The sequence below is a fragment of the uncultured Methanobrevibacter sp. genome (assembly GCF_902769175.1).
Lineage (GTDB): Archaea > Methanobacteriota > Methanobacteria > Methanobacteriales > Methanobacteriaceae > Methanobrevibacter.
Window position 1 is genome coordinate 1 of record NZ_CACXNW010000030.1, and the last position, 18,724, is coordinate 18,724.

Annotated in this window: 16 protein-coding genes and 2 pseudogenes; 7 read left to right on the plus strand and 11 right to left on the minus strand. The window is 34.2% G+C overall.

Annotated features, from left to right (window positions below; genetic code table 11):
- The first annotated feature begins 183 nt into the window (after positions 1 to 183).
- The 5 genes from QZV12_RS10670 (at position 184) to QZV12_RS10690 (ending at position 3,664) form a co-directional block, all read left to right on the plus strand.
- Positions 184 to 981: an amidohydrolase family protein gene (locus QZV12_RS10670; RefSeq protein ID WP_295621515.1), complete on the plus strand. Its 798-nt coding sequence runs from the start codon at positions 184 to 186 to the stop codon at positions 979 to 981.
- A gap of 60 nt (positions 982 to 1,041) precedes the next feature.
- Positions 1,042 to 2,046 carry an alpha/beta fold hydrolase gene (locus QZV12_RS10675; protein ID WP_295621517.1) on the plus strand — a complete coding sequence of 335 codons (1,005 nt, stop codon included), beginning with the start codon at positions 1,042 to 1,044 and terminating at the stop codon, positions 2,044 to 2,046.
- A 134-nt stretch (positions 2,047 to 2,180) separates the two neighbouring features.
- Complete coding sequence (locus tag QZV12_RS10680; RefSeq protein WP_295621519.1) at positions 2,181 to 2,585, plus strand: GNAT family N-acetyltransferase; 405 nt, start codon at positions 2,181 to 2,183, stop codon at positions 2,583 to 2,585.
- Positions 2,586 to 2,687: 102 nt separating this feature from the next.
- The gene (locus tag QZV12_RS10685) at positions 2,688 to 2,972 is read left to right on the plus strand and encodes a DUF5750 family protein (RefSeq protein ID WP_295621521.1); all 285 of its coding nucleotides are present in this window, start codon (positions 2,688 to 2,690) and stop codon (positions 2,970 to 2,972) included.
- A gap of 164 nt (positions 2,973 to 3,136) precedes the next feature.
- Entirely contained in the window at positions 3,137 to 3,664 is a 528-nt protein-coding gene (locus QZV12_RS10690) for a nitroreductase family protein (protein WP_295621523.1), read from the plus strand.
- Between the two features lie 155 nt (positions 3,665 to 3,819).
- On the opposite strand, the gene nadA is transcribed toward QZV12_RS10690, so the two are convergent.
- From nadA to rnz, 3 genes are all read right to left on the minus strand, one after another.
- Complete coding sequence (nadA, locus tag QZV12_RS10695) at positions 3,820 to 4,737, minus strand: quinolinate synthase NadA (protein WP_295621525.1); 918 nt, start codon at positions 4,735 to 4,737, stop codon at positions 3,820 to 3,822.
- Between the two features lie 424 nt (positions 4,738 to 5,161).
- Positions 5,162 to 5,935, minus strand: a complete 774-nt coding sequence (locus QZV12_RS10700) for a mechanosensitive ion channel family protein (protein WP_295621527.1) — start codon at positions 5,933 to 5,935, stop codon at positions 5,162 to 5,164.
- 15 nt (positions 5,936 to 5,950) lie between these two features.
- Positions 5,951 to 6,919, minus strand: a complete 969-nt coding sequence (rnz, locus tag QZV12_RS10705) for a ribonuclease Z (protein ID WP_295621529.1) — start codon at positions 6,917 to 6,919, stop codon at positions 5,951 to 5,953.
- 375 nt (positions 6,920 to 7,294) lie between these two features.
- Between rnz and nadC the strand changes: the two genes are divergently transcribed.
- Positions 7,295 to 8,125: a carboxylating nicotinate-nucleotide diphosphorylase gene (gene nadC / locus QZV12_RS10710; RefSeq protein WP_295621531.1), complete on the plus strand. Its 831-nt coding sequence runs from the start codon at positions 7,295 to 7,297 to the stop codon at positions 8,123 to 8,125.
- A 339-nt stretch (positions 8,126 to 8,464) separates the two neighbouring features.
- Positions 8,465 to 8,722 (plus strand): hypothetical protein, encoded by a 258-nt coding sequence (locus tag QZV12_RS10715; RefSeq protein ID WP_295621533.1) that lies wholly within the window; start codon positions 8,465 to 8,467, stop codon positions 8,720 to 8,722.
- A gap of 609 nt (positions 8,723 to 9,331) precedes the next feature.
- Here the strand turns inward: QZV12_RS10715 and QZV12_RS10720 are convergent.
- From QZV12_RS10720 to QZV12_RS13745, 8 genes and pseudogenes are all read right to left on the minus strand, one after another.
- The gene (locus QZV12_RS10720; protein WP_295621536.1) at positions 9,332 to 12,364 is read right to left on the minus strand and encodes an Ig-like domain repeat protein; all 3,033 of its coding nucleotides are present in this window, start codon (positions 12,362 to 12,364) and stop codon (positions 9,332 to 9,334) included.
- 141 nt (positions 12,365 to 12,505) lie between these two features.
- Positions 12,506 to 14,137: a hypothetical protein gene (locus QZV12_RS10725; protein ID WP_295621538.1), complete on the minus strand. Its 1,632-nt coding sequence runs from the start codon at positions 14,135 to 14,137 to the stop codon at positions 12,506 to 12,508.
- Positions 14,130 to 14,363: a hypothetical protein gene (locus tag QZV12_RS10730; protein ID WP_295621540.1), complete on the minus strand. Its 234-nt coding sequence runs from the start codon at positions 14,361 to 14,363 to the stop codon at positions 14,130 to 14,132. The genes QZV12_RS10725 and QZV12_RS10730 overlap by 8 nt, the downstream gene beginning before the upstream one ends.
- Before the next feature lie 304 nt (positions 14,364 to 14,667).
- Positions 14,668 to 15,111, minus strand: a pseudogene (locus QZV12_RS13735) (right-handed parallel beta-helix repeat-containing protein); the annotation flags it as partial.
- A gap of 3 nt (positions 15,112 to 15,114) precedes the next feature.
- Entirely contained in the window at positions 15,115 to 16,692 is a 1,578-nt protein-coding gene (locus QZV12_RS10740) for a hypothetical protein (RefSeq protein ID WP_295621544.1), read from the minus strand.
- 72 nt (positions 16,693 to 16,764) lie between these two features.
- Positions 16,765 to 17,808, minus strand: coding sequence for a hypothetical protein (locus tag QZV12_RS10745; RefSeq protein ID WP_295621546.1), 1,044 nt, complete (start codon positions 17,806 to 17,808; stop codon positions 16,765 to 16,767).
- A gap of 102 nt (positions 17,809 to 17,910) precedes the next feature.
- A pseudogene (locus tag QZV12_RS13740) lies at positions 17,911 to 18,399 on the minus strand (hypothetical protein); the annotation flags it as partial.
- Positions 18,400 to 18,441: 42 nt separating this feature from the next.
- Entirely contained in the window at positions 18,442 to 18,723 is a 282-nt protein-coding gene (locus tag QZV12_RS13745) for a hypothetical protein (RefSeq protein ID WP_366925564.1), read from the minus strand.
- Position 18,724 lies beyond the last annotated feature (1 nt).

Consider the following 18,724-nt stretch of genomic DNA (forward strand, 5'->3'; position numbering starts at 1 on the left):
ATTCTAAATATTCTAAAACTCAAATCTTTTTTATTTTTTTTTTTTTTTTTTTATCAAATCACTTAATATGGTTATATAAAATTTTTTAAATGATTTGATACATATTAATTAATAGGGATAAAAAATAATTGAATATTTTTTAAAAAGTTTTTTTTTTAATGATTTATAGGCGGTTAATTTAATATGCAAAAAGTAATTAATTCTCATTGCCATATTTATCCAATTAAGATTGCACCTAGGGCTGTTGATGGAATAAAGGATTTTTATGACTTGAACATGTCTTTAGATGGAACTGTTGAAGGATTAATTGAAGATGGCAATACTGTAGGTGCTGTACACTATTTAGTTCATTCTGTTGCAACCACTCCAAAGCAGGTCAAATCAATCAATGAATTTATTTCTGGGGAAGTTAAGTCACATCCAGATATTTTTACAGGTTTTGGATCATTGCATCCAGACAGTGAAGATATTGAAGGAGACCTTGATTATTTAATTGAGCTTGGCCTTAAGGGAGTTAAAGTTCATCCAGATTTCCAGCAATTTGCCTTAAATGCTGAAAGGGCATTTAGGATGGGAGCGGCAATTAGTGACAGAGGTTTGCCTATGATGATTCACTGTGGTGATTTCAGATATAATTATTCCAATCCGGAACAGCTAAAGCCATTCCTTGAAGAATTCCCAGACATAACTGTAATCGGAGCCCATTTTGCTGGATGGAGCATGTGGGAAAGGGCTACAGAAGAATTGGCGAAAATGCCTAACTTATATGTTGATACAAGCTCAAGCTTATATTCACTATCTCCTGAAACTGCAAGGGATTTGATTCGTGGCTATGGTGTTGAAAAGGTCTTGTGGGCAACTGATTTTCCCATGTGGACTTCTAAATCTGAGATGGAAATGTTTAATAGGATAGATTTGACAGATGAAGAAAGAAATAAGATTCTTTATGAAAATGCAGCTAAGCTTTTAGGTTTAGAATAAAAAGCTATTTTTAATGATAAGGAATTCCTATTTTTCTAATCTTTTTTAATGGTCGGTATCATGTTTGATGTAGAAGCTATTGAAGCAGAGTATTTTACTCTTGATGAATTTAAATTTAAAAACCGAAAAGTCTTAAAAGATACAAACGTTGAATATATCACTTTTGGAACTCCAAAATATGATGAAGATGGAGTCATTTCAAATGCTGTAATTTATTTCCATGGTTCCAGTGGAAGTTGCCACTCTGCAAGGCGCATTTCAGAAGATATGGGCAGTGGAGAAATATTTGACACAGATAAGTTCTTTTTCATTTCCTTAAGTGCTCTTGGCTCTCCAGGTTCTGCCAGCCCTTCCACTACTGGATTGATGAATGAATTTCCAGAATATGATGTAGAAGACATGGTAAACTTCCAAAAGCAATTTATTGAAGAGAAGTTTGGAATCACCCATGTAAAAGGGCTTATTGGAAACTCAATGGGTGGATTTGAAGTATTGACTTGGGGATGCATTTATCCAGATTCTGTTGACTTTATTGTTTCACTTGTAAGCAGCTTTAAGGTAGGTGGGCATAATTATGCTTTATCCAAGATAATGAATAATATTTTGGAGTCAGACCCTGATTATAATGGTGGGGCCTATGATTTGCCTCTTTCAGACTCATTGAAAAGAAGCCTAAAGCTTTCTTCAGATGCAATGTATTGCTATGGATTGTCAAGAGAGGAATACAGAAACAACATGAGCAATGATGAAATCATGGAAGCTATGGCTGAATTTGCAGAGGAAAGCTTAGAGGAAGATCCTAATGATTTGATTTATATGAACAAGTCTTCAATGGATTATGATTTGACTGAGCAATTAGGAGATATTACTGCAAAGGTATTGATAATAGCCATTAATCAAGATCAGTATTTCCCACCAAATTTGGATGCAATTCCAATGAGCAAAATGATTAAGGATAATAAGTTGCTTATTTTTGACTCTTGCATGGGACATGTAGGTTCAAATGAATTGTTTAAAATAAAAGATGATGTGGAAGAGTTCATCAAGGAATTTAGGGATGCTTGATCTTTTAAAATTTCTTTAATTTTTTATTTTAATGATTTTTTTTATTTTCTTCAATATTATTCAATAATTATTCTAATAATTTATTCAAAGAGTTTATTCTAATAGTTTATTTAAATTATTTTAATGGTGTTATTATGAAAATAACTTACAAAGATACTCATGATTTTAATGAAGAGGATTTGAAGGATTTATTTTTATCAGTTGACTGGTCTTCAGGTCATTTTCCAGATAAGCTTGTCATTGCAATGAAAAACTTTGAAACAGTTTGTTCTGCATGGGATGGGGATAAGCTTGTAGGAATGGTTTGCGCTATGGATGATGGAATCATGACTGCCTATGTTCATTATGTGTTGATTAGGCCTGATTATCAAGGAAATGGCATAGGCAAGGAAATGCTTAAAAGAGTGACTGATAAGTATAAGAATTATTTACGTATTGTTGTCGTTTCCTATAATGATGAAGTAGAGTTTTATGAACATTGCGGATTTGAAAAGGCAGAAGATGCAAGTCCTATGTTTATTACAGACTTATGGACTTAATCAATTCTTCTTAATTTAATTAAAATCTTTGAAATATAAATAAATTTAGAAAATTATTATAATTTAAAAAACCATATTCTATATTGTAATTGAAGTGATAGTATGTTAAGTGTTAAAGTTGAAGATTATGGCGAAACTGGGGATGAAATGCACTATGTAACTTATCGGGCATCTGGTTTAACTGAAAAGGAACTGGATTTTTTATTAAATAATCTGGAAGGAGAAACCGTTGTGGAAGATGGTGATTTGTTGCTTAATATCTTTTATTCTAGAAAATTCTTCCCATTCGCTTCAGATGATGCACATTTTAAGCTTGATGACTTTATAAAAAGAGAAGAGATTGAAATGACTTATTTCATTGCAAGCTTTTTGGAAGATATGAAATGAAGAGATTGAAATGACTTATTTCATTGCAAGCTTTTTGGAAGATATGAAATGAAGAGATTGAAATGACTTATTTCATTGCAAGCTTTTTGGAAGACATGAAATAGGTTTTACTTTTTTTATTTTAAATATATTGAACTTTTTTTTTAAATATTTGGAGCTATTGTATGAAAAATGATTTATTTGAACTGGCAGCATCCAGAAGGTCTATTCGCAAATATGGTGGGGAACCTATAGATTCTGAAATACTTGATGAAATTATGAAAGTTGCACTTACTGCACCATGTTCCTTTGGTCATCGTCCTGTGGAATTTGTCATTGTTAAGGACCCAGATACCATTAGGGAATTGGCGACTTGCAAAAGTTTAGGTGGAAGTCAAATCATTGGTGCAAGTGCTGTCGTTGTTGTTATGGTAAATCTTAATCGTGGTGAGTTTTGGATAGAGGATGGTGCAATTGCTTCTGCATATATTCTTCTTGCTATTGAACAGTATGGTCTTGGCGCTTGCTGGGTTCATATACGTAATCGTTCTGGAAAGAGAAAGTCTTCTGATGAGGAAATTCGTGAATTATTGGATATTCCTGATGATTTTGCAGTATTGAATCTTGTAGCTATAGGAGGTAAAGGAGAATTTAAACAAGGATATAGCGAAAAAGACTTTGATAAGAGCAAAATTCATTTTGAAAAGTATTGATGATTTTGAAAATCCTATTCTTTTTTAGGAAATAAATAAGAATATTTTTTAAAAGGAGTTTTATTTAAAAAAGAGTTTTTTTGATTTAAATTTTTATAAAAAAGAGAATGATAAAAAGAAATTTTCTTTTTATCTATGATTATTTTTTACTATTTTTATTTAGATGCTTCAAGCATTCTTTCATTTGCATTGATTGATTTTTCAGCTATATCATCTGGAACAACAATCATTGGCTCTTCATTTTTAAGGCAGTCTCTTACCTTTTCAAGAGTATGGAGTTTCATTGTTCCGCAGATGGCACCTTCAAGCAATGGGTGATATGTCTTGTCTGGGAATTCTGATTTAAGTCTTGTAATGAGATCTACTTCAGTTCCAATGACAAATTCGTCTTTTGGACTGTCTCTAACGTGAGATAACATTCCACCAGTACTTAAAACATAATCTGCCATTTCTTGAACTTCCTTATTTGATTCTGGGTGGATTATGATATCTGCATTAGGATATTTTTTCCTGGCATCTTCAATATCTTCCTTATGGAATAACTTATGAACATAACAGTGTCCATCACCAGGGATTGGAATGATCTTTTTGTCAGTGAATGGCTGTACAAAATCTCCAAGGTTGGTGTCTGGTCCAAAGAGAATGGTATCTTGTTCTATGCTGTCTACAACTTTCTTAACATTTCCAGAGGTGCATAAGATATCTGCTTGTGCTTTAGCTTCACCAAGGCTGTTTACATATAAGCAGACTGCTGCATCAGGATATTTCTCTTTAGCTTCTTTGACTTGTTCTCCAGTGAGCATATGTGCCATAGGACATTCTGCTTCTATATCTGGGATTAAAACCTTTTTGTCAGGGTTTAACATATAGGCAGTTTCTGCCATAAAGTCTACGCCACAGAAGACAATGATTTCCTTATCATCTACTTCTTTGGCTTTAATGCATAATTCTAAAGAGTCTCCAAGAAAATCAGCGATTTCCTGGATTTCCTTTGTTTGGTAGTTGTGTGCAAGGATTATTGCATTTTTTTCCTCTTTTAATTGAAGAATTTCATTTTGTAATTCATTTGTCATGTTATTACCCTTTTTTGTTTTGATAATTTAAATAATTCTAATTTTTTGTTTACTATTTTTAATTTATTTTTTAAGTTAATAAAACTATTTGTTTATTGTTTAACCTAATTAAATTATTTTTTTTAATCTTTAATTTGATTAAATTATTTTATTTTTACCTTATATTATTTTTATAAGTCTTTTTATAAAAAATTAACGATTGTTATTATTTAATTTCATTAATTTTTTCATTATTTTTAATTGATTGTTTAAATTTTCATTAATTTTTCCTATTTGACTGTTAATTTGTTTTTTCATTAAGTGTTTTTTTATAGTTGGCTAATTTTATTTATTTTTATTTTAGTTGTTTTTGTATAGTTGGTTAATTTTATTTATTTTTATTTTAGTTGTTTTTGTATAGTTGGTTAATTTTATTTAATTTTCATTAGTTGTTTTTCCTATATTCATCAGATAATCTATTGATGTTTTCCAATATTCTTACTTTGCCGCAATCAATGTATTTGTATTCTTTTATCCAGTAGCTCACCTCTACCTTAGGACCCCATTCCGTGTAATCCTTTGAAAAAAGAGATGTCTTATCATTAACAACCCAATCATATGAGTACATGATTTTGTCAAGCTCTTCCTTAAATTGGTATATGTCTATTCCATGAGGCAATACTGCATTGATTCTTAGCCTGTAGTCTTCAGTTTCCTTGTAGAGTTTATAGATGTTTTTGGATAGGACTGAATTGGGAAGGGTTATTTCATAATTGTCCTGGTTTATCATGTGAGTGTTTCTAAATCCAACCTTTCTAATGGTTCCTTTAAACCCATTGATTTCGATTACTCTTCCAACTTGGATCTTATTGTCGCTTATTATAAATATTCCTGAAATGAAGTTGGAAACGATGTCTTGGGATGCAAGACCTATTACAATACCTACAACACCTAAACTGATTACAATGCTTTCCAAATTGATTCCTAAAATATGCAATATCCATGCAAAGCCTATGATGATAATTGTATATTTCAAAATGTCCTTAAACAGATAATGTGCAGTAAGATTTAAATCAAACTCATGCTCCATTTTGCTTAATATCTTGTCCCCTATCCTAAAGATGATTACTCCACCGATTATGATAAGCAAAATATAAATTATATTCACCATGCTAAGATGATTAAATGGTATTTTTAATATTTCATAGCCGTAATCCATTATTTCACCTATTCATTATTCGTCATTATTGTCTTCATCATCATTGCTTACGGTCAATATGTTTTTAAAATTGATTGTTGTCTTATCTTTTCCAACATTGATTTCAGTAAAGTCATTTGCTACAACAGTATTTTCAAATACTTCCTTTGCTTCATTTTTTATATTTATGTCAGTTGTATATCTTGTGCTTATATGTGTTAAAACCAATAATTTGACATCAGCCTTTTTAGCTATTTCTGCAGCTTCCTTTGAAGTTGAATGGCAATGTTCAATTGCCTTGTCCTTGTCTGCCTCTTCATAAGTTGCTTCATGAATTAGAACATCACTGCCCTTTGCAAGTTCAATAAGCTTTTCACAAGGTCTTGTATCTCCAGAATAGCATACTTTTTTACCTTCTCTTGGAGGTCCCAATACCTGTTCCGGCTTTATGATCTTTCCATCTACTTCAACTTCCTCTCCTCTGTGAAGCTTTCCAAAAGCAGGTCCTACTGGAACTCCAAGTTCAATGGCCTTTTCCCTTAAGAAACGAGGCTTTTTCTTTTCATAGATTGAATAGGATATATTGTCAATATTATGTTCAGCAAGAATTGATTTTATGATATATTCATCTGTTTCCACAACTGTTCCTTCATCAATCTCATGAGGAATTATTTGAAAATTGATTTGGTAGTATCCATAGTTGGAGATTGTATAGATCAATCTTTCCACTCCTTTAGGACCGTAAATGTCCAAATCAGCAGTTCTGCCTCTAAAGCCCATTGATTGAATCAATCCTGCCAAGCCTAATATATGGTCTCCATGGAGATGGCTGATGAATATCTTGTCTATTTTCATTGGACTTATCTTAGCATAAGCCAATTGTCTTTGTGTTCCTTCTCCACAATCAAAGAGCATTGTGTCTTTAAAATATTTCAATATAATTCCTGCATGGTTTCTTGTTTTAGTAGGGACAGCAGATGATGTTCCTAAGAATGTAATTTCCATAAAATCACTTAATTTTTTTAAATATTATAAAATTTAGTCTTTAGTTTATTTTTAAATAATTTTAACTTTGGTTTGTAATTATCTTTTTAATACTTTTAACTTAAGTTTCAAAATATTTTTTAAATAATTTTTACTTAATTTTTAAAATATTTTTTTTAATACTTTTATTTTAGTTTAAAATATTTTTTAAATAATTTTAACTTTAGTTCGTAATTATTTTTTAAAATAACCAACAATTATTAATCCAATGACCTTTATTTTCATTGTTTTTATTATTATAATATTATTTTGTTAATTTAAATATATAAAATATATTAATGCTATCAAACATATATTATTTTAATTAAATTCAGTTTTTAAAATCTTGGTGTAAAAATGGATGAAATAATAAAATACATGCTTAGAGAAGATGAAGGATTTGGAGACATTACTTCAAATGCTTTGATTCCTGAAAATAAAGTTTTTTATGCTAAATTAATTTCAAAGGATGATGGAATCCTTGCAGGAATTGAAATAATTAAAGAGATGTTTTTAGAATATGGTATAACAATTATTTCTTCTAAAAATGATGGAGACAAAATCGCTAAAGGAGATATTCTTTTAGAGATTGAAGGAAATGCTCGAAAGATTCTTCTTTTAGAGCGTACAGCATTGAATCTCCTTATGAGAATGTCTGGTGTAGCTACTGTAACAAATCGAATTGTAGCTAAAGTGAAAGAAGTGAATCCTAAAATCAGAGTTGCAGGAACCCGTAAAACTGCTCCTGCACTTCAAAAATTTGATAAGTTAGCTATTGTCATTGGAGGTGGGGACCCTCATAGATCCGCTTTAGATGATATGGTCTTGATCAAGGATAATCATATTGCTGTTGTCGGCTCTGTAGAAGATGCTTTAAAGCTTGCAAAGGAAAATGTTAGCTTCTCTAAAAAGATTGAAATAGAAGTGGAATCAGTTGAAGATGCAATAATCGCTTGTGAAAATGGTGCAGACATTGTAATGTTTGATAATATGTCTCCAGATGAAGCCCAAAACACTTTAGACATTTTAGTGAAGAAGGGATTAAGGGATAATGTGCTTATTGAGATTTCCGGTGGCATTACAGAGGATAACATTTTGGATTATGCTCCTTTGGATGTGGACATCATTTCCTTAGGTTCACTAACCCATGCAACTCCAAGCTTAAACTTTAGTTTGGATATGGATTAAATGGGGGTTTGTGTGTAATTCCTTGATTTGATGGGGTGCAATGATTTTAAAAGTCATTTATGATTTGATATTCGGTGTAGTGATTTAAAAAAGTCATTTATCTTTTTGATGTTTTGCCAGTGCTTTAAAATGTCATTTATGATTTGATTTTTCTTGTAATACTTTAAAATATCATTTATGCTTTGATGTTTTCCGCATTGTTTTAAAAGCCCTATGGATTGATTTTTATCAGAATGCGAAAATACTTGTATACATTATCATTTTGTTATTTATAAGTTGATAGATAAGTTTATTAATCTTATTGTTTAATGTAATATTACCCTAAACTGAGGTGAAATCATGACAGACCTTGATAAAAATATCGAAGATAAACTTTCTTTAGTATTTAAAGAAGATTTAGAAAAAGAAGATTTTGAATTAAATTATCTTGTAACTGATGATGTCATCACTTTCTTCTTCGGAATTGGAGAAGGAAAGGAACTTTCCCTTGATGCAATTGAAAAGATTTCAAGCATAATCGATGGAAGATTTGAAGGTTCCAACATTGTAAATCAGGAATACAGATATAAGTTTAATTTAGACCCTTGTGTAGAATAGGATTTTAAATTAAAAATTTAAATTATATTTTATTTTATTTATTTTTTCCTTGCTTTTTTGGGCTTAAATTTTGTTTTATTTTTTTGCTTGATTTTTTTGGGCTTAAATTTTGTTTTATTTATTTTACCCTATTTTTTCATATTGGGAGGTTGTCCGAGAGGTCAAAGGGGTTGGGTTCAGGTCCCAATGCATTAGTTGCTTCGTGAGTTCGAATCTCACATCTCCCATTTTTCGCTTTTTTTCATAGGATATTGTTCCTTCGTTTTGTCTGCGCAACAAATCTATTACTCCGTTGTTGTTTATGGGTTCATAATTTTGTTTAATTTTTTCACCCTATTTTTTTTATAATATGAGTGTCTGCCAAAAGAATAAAAATCATTTCAAAAAACTTCTAAAAACCCTTTATTTTAAAAATAAAGAAACAAATTTTTATAAAAATATATTTTTGGCGAGTACTCAATAGGTTAATAATTGTAAAATAAGTTTAATTTTTTGAGTTTATTAAAAAAAAGGGAGGGGATTTTGTTCCCCCTAGAAAAATATGTATTTTTTTAATCAAGCTTTTTTAGAGCATAATAACTCTAGTCTTGATTTTTTTTTTTTTTTTTTTTATTTTATTGTTAGTTTTGCTGTTTTGTTTACTGCATTGTAGGTTGAGTCTCCAGCCCATTTTGCAACAACTGTATAAGTTCCTTTCTGGCTTATGCTTACATTTACGCTTGCTACACCTTTTTCATTGGTTTTGGCTTTGTAGGTTTTGCCATTTACTGTGAAGCTGATCCACTTATCTACAATGAGGTTTCCATGTTCATTCTTAAATGTAGCAGTTAATGTTTTGGTTGTTGCACTTGCTGCATAGGATTTGTTCGGAACTGTAATTGTTGGAGTTTGACAGCTTACTGAAATCTTAGCAACAACAAAAGATGCATTATAGCTTTGGTTTCCTAAGTAGCATATTGCAAATGTATAATTCCCTTTGTATCCAAGATTGATTTGCAATTTGGCAACACCATTTTCATCGGTACAGATTCCATCTTTTTCATAGGTGTATACAACACCATTGAATCCAATTTCCATAGGTGCCTTTGCTATTGGGTTTCCATTTGCATCTTTTAATGTGAAGTAGAACCATTCACCTGTTTTTCCATCTAGTTTTGGATCAACTGCTTTGGTTTGCATGTTTTCAAAGATGATCATGGTTGCATTCTTGGCTATATTGAAGTATGCAGTGCCTATGGATTCTCCATAAGTTTTGTTTCCAGCAAAGACGGCTACAACTTGGTAAGTGTCTGCAGGTAAAATCTCTGGAATAATGAGTGTTCCTTTGCCTTCTGCATTTACTCTAACTGGGTATTCCTTATCTGCAACAGTTACATTAAGGCTTCCGCTTAATGGGGTTCCTTTTGTGTCTTTAAATGTAAATTCAATTGTTGGCTTTTCACCATAGCTAATGTTTTCTACAGTGACAACAATTTCAGTTGCTGTGATTTCAGTTGGATTTACGAATATTTCCTTTGTAACTGTTTCCTCTTTGTGGACACCATCATTTACGCTAATGACAACTGTATGTGGGCCTTCTGGCAATATTCCAAGGTTTGCATTTCCATTTTCATCAAGTTCAACTTCCTGAGCTTCTCCACCGTCAATGATTACATTGACTTTGGTGATAGGAACATCTTGGCCTCTGCCGTCAGTTGCAGTGACTGTTATTATTAAGTCTTGGCCTTCAATAGGGCTGTTGTCTGTCACTTCTACAATTAAGTCTGTAGATTCGGGGATTGTTAATTTTGCAGTGGCATTTGCTTCATTGTAGTTTTCATCACCTAAATAGTTTACACTAACAGCACAGTCACCAACAGTCTGATAGATTCTGAATGTAGCCCCTTCTCCACCATCTTCAAGTTCATATGTTTCAGTTAGATCATCATCTTGCCACTTAACAGTTACTATTACAGTGCCTGTAGCAGGAACTCCGTCAACACCTACAACAGAAATAGGAATGGTTATAGGTACATTCCCTTCTGTAGTGGTGTCTTCAACGCTTATTGTTGGACTTGCCTTGCTTACTGCAAATCTTGTGAAGTTGTCAACAGCTTGGTAGTTAGGGCTGCTAAATGTGGCTTTGGCTATGTGTTTGCCAGCTGCTAATCCAGTTAATTGGATTGTTGCCTTGTTGTTTTCAACTGTCACATCCTCTTTATAGATTCTGCCATCAATTTCTATAGTTGCAGTTCCTGAGATGACCTCATGTGCTTCATTGCTAAGGGTGATTGTCAATTTACCATCAGTTGTGATTAGGTAATCTTCTGCTTCGACTATTATATTTAGGCCTCCTGCAGGGACAACTGTAACAGTTACTTTGGCTTGGGCAGCTTTATGTATGCCATCATTTACATCTACTGTGATTTCAGTGTTTCCAACAGCTAATTTGCCGAGGTTTACCCTTCCATTTCTAGCAACGTCAACTTCTGTGGTTTCGCCATTAATTGTAATGTTTGCTTTGACGATTGGTACATTAGCTCCTTCACCGTCTTTTCCTTTAATGGTAATGATTGCATCTTCCCCAAATGCAGGTTCGTTAGCAGTAACCTCTAATTTCAAGTCAGAAGAACCTGTGATGGTTAGGGTTGCAGTGGCATTTGCTTCATTGTAGTTTTCATCACCTAAGTACATTACAGTGATTTTGCATTTTCCAACAGTCTCATCGATTTTGAATGTGACATTTTCTATGCCATCTTCAAGGTAGTATACTTTGCTTTCGCTGTCTTCTGCCCAGTCTACAGTTACTATTACCATACCTGTAGCAGGAAGTCCTTCAATGCCTTCAACAGATACTGGAATTGTTACAGGAACATTCCATTCTGTACTTGCATCTTGGACATTAACTGTAGGGGTTGCTTTGTTTACAGTTAATGTTGAGCTTGCAGTTTTTGTCTCTGGGTTGAAATTGCTGTTTCCTGAGTATGAAACTGTGATTGTGTATTTATCTGGATTTAATCCTGAAATTGGGATTGCTTCTTTTAATTCTTCATCTGTAATGTTTATTTCATATTTTTTACCTGTCAGTGTGATATTGACTGTTCCTGTTACTCTTGAATCGAATTCAAGGATTATAGTTGCGTTTTCACCATAATCAATTATCTTGGTCTCGAGAGAAACTTCCAATCCTGCATTTCCCTTAACGTTTTCAGTTGTGATTGTTGATCTTACATTCTCTATGATTGCAATTACGCTTCCTGGTCCAGTGATTTCTGGAGAATATGTGATATTGTCTCCTAAGCCTACAGTATTGTTGCTGAGGATTTCATTGATTGAAATCAATCTTAGATTGACCGGATGCATTTGATCATCGAATTCAGTTATTTCTCCTGTGTCCTCATTATAAGCATATAACTTGAATCTTATTTTTGAAGTGCTTAAAATAGAGATTTGTTCAGGGTCAGCAGTTCCATTTATGAAGAGCCATACAGTGGATTCTTCATATGGGTTCTCCATATAATCTCTTTCATTATTTCCAAACCAATTGTAGTCTGCATTGGAACCTTCAAAGACTTCGTAATAGATTTCACCAGGACTATTATTTAATAGGATGTTATTGGTGAAATTGGAGTAAGTGCTCTCATCATTATCGTTATAATACACGCTACCACTATCTGTAGCAGTGTTGTTTATGAATAAGCAAGAGGAAGCATTACCATATTTGCCATACCAGTTGATGGCTCCACCATTTTCTGCATGGTTACTGTTGAATGTGGAGTTGCTTACAGCACCATAATCATCATTCTATAGGATAGCCCCTCCATCTTTGATTGCTGTGTTGTTGTTGAATGTGGAGTTGCTTACAGCACCATTTACATTATTCCAATTGATGGCTCCACCATGCATTATTGCATTGTTGTTGTTGAATGTGGAGTTGCATACAGCACCGTCTTTATTATCCCAAAAGATGGCTCCACCATACTCTGCGGTGTTGTTGTTAAAGGTGGAGTTGCTTAGGGTACCGTTTGCACCACTCCATAGGATAGTTCCGCCAAAATCATAAACGGTATCAGCGGTTGCGTTTCCGTTTGTAAAGATTATGTTGTCGAGGACTACATTATCTCCAGTAATATCGAAAATGCGTGCGATGTCTGATCCGTTTATTGTGTTGTTGTTTCTGTTTATTCTAACTGTGCGGTTGATTATGATTCCATTTATGAAATCAGAGTCTATTTTTGGATTGTATCTATAGCTTTGGTTTAATGTGATTTCACTGTCGTTATTGCCGTTTATGGTTCTGTTCAAGTCCCAGAAGCTCATTCCGTCTATGATTTCTATTGTTATGTCTGATTGAACATTTTCCACTTTTGCACTTATAATGGCATTTCCAATATTGTCTGCTTGGAATGTGATTTTTTCATTTAATCCTGCAGTATCTTTGCTTAAAGTGTCTATAGTTGTGCTTAAGCTTAAGTTGATAGGGTATAAGAGGTTATTGTCATATTCTCTTATTTCCCTTCCATCATATGAGTATAGCTTAAATGTGATTTCAGATATGTCTGAAATATTAATGCTGTTTGGGTTTGCTGTTCCGTTTATGAAGAGCCAGGTGTTGGAATTGTCATATGGTTTTTGGTCATAATTGCTTCCATTGTTTCCAAACCAATTGTAGTCTGCATTGGAACCATTAAAGACTTCGTAATAGATTTCTCCAAGGCCATTGTTTAACAGGATATTATTGGTGAAATTGGAACGACCTTCTCTACTAAAACCGTTATAGTATACGCTTCCATTCCTTATGGCAGTGTTGTTTATGAATAAGCAAGAGGAAACCTGACCATATCTGTCATACCAGTTGACGGCTCCACCATATTCTGCATTGTTGCTGTGGAATGTGGAATTGCTTATAGCACCATTTGCACCATACCCGCTGATTGCTCCTCCATAGTCTGCTGTGTTGTTGTTAAAGGTGGAGTTGCTTACAGTGCTCATTGTACCCTTGATATAGATAGCTCCTCCATAGGGTGCAGTGTTGTTGTTAAATGTGGAATTAATTATGGCACCATTCATGCTATTCCAATAGACAGCTCCTCCTTGATTTCTTGCAGTGTTGTTGTTAAAGGTGGAATTGCTTATAGTACCTCTATTGCCTCCCCAATAGATAGCTCCACCATCGTTTGCTTTTCCCTTTGTAAAGTTTATGTTGTTGATGATTACATTATTTGCATTAATTTGGAAAATACGTGCGATGTCTAACCCGTTTATTGTGTTGTTGTTTCCGTTTATTCTTACCTGGCGGTTGATTATGATTCCATTTATGAAATCAGAGTCTATTTCGGGATCGTAGGTATAATTCTTGTTTAATGTGATTTCAGTGTTGTTGTTGCCGTTTATGGTTCTGTTTAAGTCCCAGAAACTTGTTCCGTCCCTAACCATTATTGTATTGAACATCTTCCACTTTTGCACTTACAGTGGCGCTTCCCTCACTTTCAGATTGGAATGTGATTTTTTCAGATAATGTTGAGGTATCTTTGTTTAAAGAACCGGTTGTTTTACTTAAACTTAAGTTGATAGGGTATAAAATACTATTATCATATTCTGATATTTCGCGTCCATCATATGAATATAGCTTAAATATGATTTCTGATATCTGAAACTCCAATAATATTTGGGTTTGCTGTTCCGTTTATGAAGAGCCAGGTGTTGGAATTGTCATATGGTTTTTGGTCATAATTGCTTGCATTGTTTCCAAACCAATTGTTGTCAGCATTGGAACCTTCAAAGTTCTGGTAATAGATTTCATTAGGACCGTTGCCTAACAGGATATTGTTTGTGAAATTAGCATCGCTATTTCCCCAGAAATAATTATAGTAAACGCTTCCATCACTTGTAGCAGTGTTGTTTATGAATAAGCAAGAGGAAACTGGAGTATATTGTGAATATACTGTGATGGCTCCACCTCTGTTTGCTTTGTTGTTGTTGAATGTGGAATTGATTACAGTACTATTTCTTTCACCTAATCTGATTGCACCTCCATTTTCTGCAGTGTTGTTGTTGAATGTAGAGTTGCTTATAATACTATTTTCACTAATCCATATGATGGCTCCACCCCAATCCTCTGCTGTGTTGTTGTTAAAGGTGGAGTTGCTTATAGCTCCATATTTGCCATACCATGTGATTGCTCCACCTTCACCTCCTGCGCTATTGCCGTTGAATGTAGAGCTGCTAATGGTTCCATAGCTAGCTGGCCAGCTAATGGCTCCACCATTTTCTGCGGTGTTGTTGTTAAAGGTGGAATTGATTACAGTATTATTCGCACCATTATAATAGATGGCTCCACCAAATTTCCTTGCAGTGTTGCTGTTAAAGGTGGAATTGCTTACAGTACCATTTTCACCATCCCATTGGATTGCTCATCCTTGATTTCTTGCAGTGTTGTTGTTAAAGGTGGAATTGTTTAGGACACCATTTTTACCATTCCATTGGATTGCTCCTGCCTGATTTTCTGCAGTGTTGTTGTTAAAGGTGGAATTGCTTACAGTGCCATAGTTGCCATACCAACAGATTGCTCCACCAAAATTCTTTGCAGTGTTGTTGTTAAAGGTGGAATTACTTATAGTGCCGTTTTCACTTTCTCTAGATTCCCAATAGATAGCTCCACCAAGGTATGCGGTGTTGCTGTTGAATATGGAGTTGCTTACAGTATTATTTACACCATTCCAATAGATAGCGCCTCCATATTCACTTGCGTTATTGTTGTTGAATGTGGAATTGCTTAGAGTACCATAGTCCCCTTCCCAATAGATTGCTCCACCAGTATCTGCGTTTCCATTTGTAAATATTATGTTGTCGATGATTACATCATCTGCGATAATGTTGAAGATACGTGCAAGGTCTGATCCGTTTATTGTGTTCTTGTTTCCGTTTATTGTTAGTGTGCGGTTGATTATGATTCCATTTATGAAATCAGAGTCTATTTCTGGATTGTAGGTATAATTCTTGTTTAATGTGATTTCAGTGTTGTTGTTGCCGTTTATGGTTCTGTTTAAGTCCCAGAAACTTGTTCCGTCCCTAACCATTATTGTCATTATTGTTATGTCTGATTGAACATCTTCCACTTTTGCACTTATAGCAGTCTTTCCACCACTATCTCCTTGGAATGTGAAGATTTCAGATAATCTTGCGGTATCTTTGCTTAAAGTACCTCTAGTTGTGCTTAAGCTTAAGTTGATAGGGTATAAGATGCTATTGTCATATTCTCTTATTTCGCTTCCATCATATGAGTATAGCTTAAATGTGATTTCTGATATGTCTGAAAGTCCAATCATATTTGGGTTTACTGTTCCGTTAATGAAGAGCCAAGTGTTGGAATTGTCATATGGTTTTTGGTTATAATTGATTTCATTGTTTCCAAACCAATTGTAGTCTGCATTTGAACCATTAAAGACTATGTAATAGATTTCACCAGGACCATTATTTAATAGGATATTATTGGTGAAATTGGAATAGCTATATCTGCTAAAATCATTATGGTATACGCTTCCGTTAGTTGTAGCTGTGTTGTTTACAAATAAACAGGAAGTCACATTACCATATTCTCCACCCCATTCGATAGCTCCACCATTACGTGCTTTGTTGTTGGTGAATGTGGAGTTGCTTATAGCACTGCTTTTACCTGTGCATAGGATTGCTCCTCCATCTTTGCTGGCATTGTTGCTGTTGAATGTGGAATTGCTTAGGGTACCATTTGCACTATTCCATGTGATTGCTCCTCCACACTCTGTTGCATTGTTGCTGTTGAAAGTGGAGTTGCTTAGAGCGCCATTTGCACCTTCCCATCTGATTGCTCCTCCATACATTCTTGCTATGTTGTTGTTAAAGGTGGAATTGCTTACAGTTCCATTTTTACCATTCCATAGGATAGCTCCTCCATTAGTTCCAGAGTTGTTGTTAAAGGTGGAATTGCTTAGGAAAATATTATCACCCCACAAACAGATAGCTCCACCCTCTCTTGCCTCATTATTGTTGAATGTAGAGTTGCTTAGAGTACCATGGCTATTATATCAATAGATTGCTCCTCCATTGGAGTTTGCTTTGTTGCTGTTGAATGTAGAGTTGATTATGTTACCATTTTCATTATAAGATTGGATAGCTCCTCCATAGTTTGCGGTGTTGTTGTTGAATGTGGAGTTGCTTACAGTACCATTTGCATCATCCCATTCAATAGCTCCACCATATTGATCTGCAGTGGCGTTTCCACTGGCATTTCCGTTTGTAAAGCTTATGTTGTTGAGGATAACATTATCTCCAGTAATATGGAAGATACGTGCTATGTCTAATCCGTTTATTGTGTTGCTGTTTCCATTTATTCTTACCTGACGATTGATTATGATTCCATTTATGAAATCAGAGTCCATTTCTGGATTGAATGTATAATTTTTGTCTAATGTTATTTCAGTGTCGTTATTGTCATTTATGGTTTTGTTCAAGTCCAAGAAGCTTGTTCCATCTGTAATTCTTATTGTTATGTCTGATTGCACATTTTCTATTTTTCCACTTACAGTAGCTATTCCAGTGTCTTCTGCTTGGAATGTGATTTCTTCATTTAATCCTATGGTATCCTTGCTTATTGTGCCTTTGGTTGAGCTTAAGCTAAGGTTAAAAGGGTATAAGAGGCTATCGTCATATTCAGCTATTTCGTTTCCATAATAGGAGTATAGTTTAAATATGATTTCAGAGATGTCTGAAACTTTAATTATGTCTGGATTTGCTGTTCCGTTTATGAATAGCCATGTGTTGGAGTTATTATATGGTTTTTGATTATAATTGCTTCCATTGTTTCCAAACCAATTGTAGTCTGTATTGGAACCTTCAAAGATGAAGTAATAAATTTCCTCTGGACCGTTATTTAGTAGGATATTATTGGTGAAATTGGAATGGCTAAACAACTCATAATCGTTATGATATATGCTTCCGTTAGTTGTAGCGGTGTTGTTTACGAATAGGCAAGAGAAAACATTACCCTCATCGGCATACCAGTTGATGGCTCCTCCAGATTCTGCTTTGTTGTTGTAGAATAGGGAATTGCTTACAGTACCGTAATTCATATTCCATATGATAGCTCCACCAAATGATTTTCCGGTGTTGTTGTTAAAGGTGGAATTGCTTACAGTACCATAATAATCATGCCAGTATATGGCTCCTCCAGATTCTGCGGTGTTGTTGTTGAATGTGGAGTTGCTTATAGTACCGTAATCACCATTCCAATAGATTGCTCCTCCCTCATCTGCGCTGTTGTTGTTAAAGGTGGAGTTGCTTATAGTACCATTTGCACCATCCCAATAGATTGCTCCTGCATAATAAGATACTTTGTTGTTGAATGTGGAATTGCTTATGGTGCCGTCATCACTATACCAATAGATTGCTCCGCCATATTCGTATCCATAGTTGTCGTTAAATCTGGAGTTGCTTATAGTACCCTTTTCACCATTCCAGTATATGGCTCCTCCACGATCTGTTCCATGGTTGTTGTAGAATGTGGAGTTGTTTACAGTACCGTTTTTACTATACCAGTATATGGCTCCTCCCTCCTCTGCATCGTTGCTGTTGAATGTGGAGTTGTTTACAGTACCACTTACATCATACCAATAGATTGCTCCACCATGTTTTGCGGTGTTCTTGTTGAATGTGGAGTTGATTACAGTACCATTTTCACCATACCAATAGACAGCTCCCCCTTCCTATTCTACGCTGTTGTTGTTGATTGTGGAGTTGATTATGGTGCTATTTTCCTTATTCCAGTATATGGCTCCTCCATAATCTTTTGCGGTGTTGTTGTTGAATGTAGAGTTGTTTACAGTACCGTTTTCACCATTCCAGTATATGGCTCCTCCATCATCATCTGCATTGTTGTTGTTGAATGTAGAGTTGTTTACAGTACCCTTTTCACTATGCCAATATATGGCTCCTCCAGATTCTGCGGTGTTGTTGTTGAATGCTGAGTTTTGATTAAAATGCTGAATA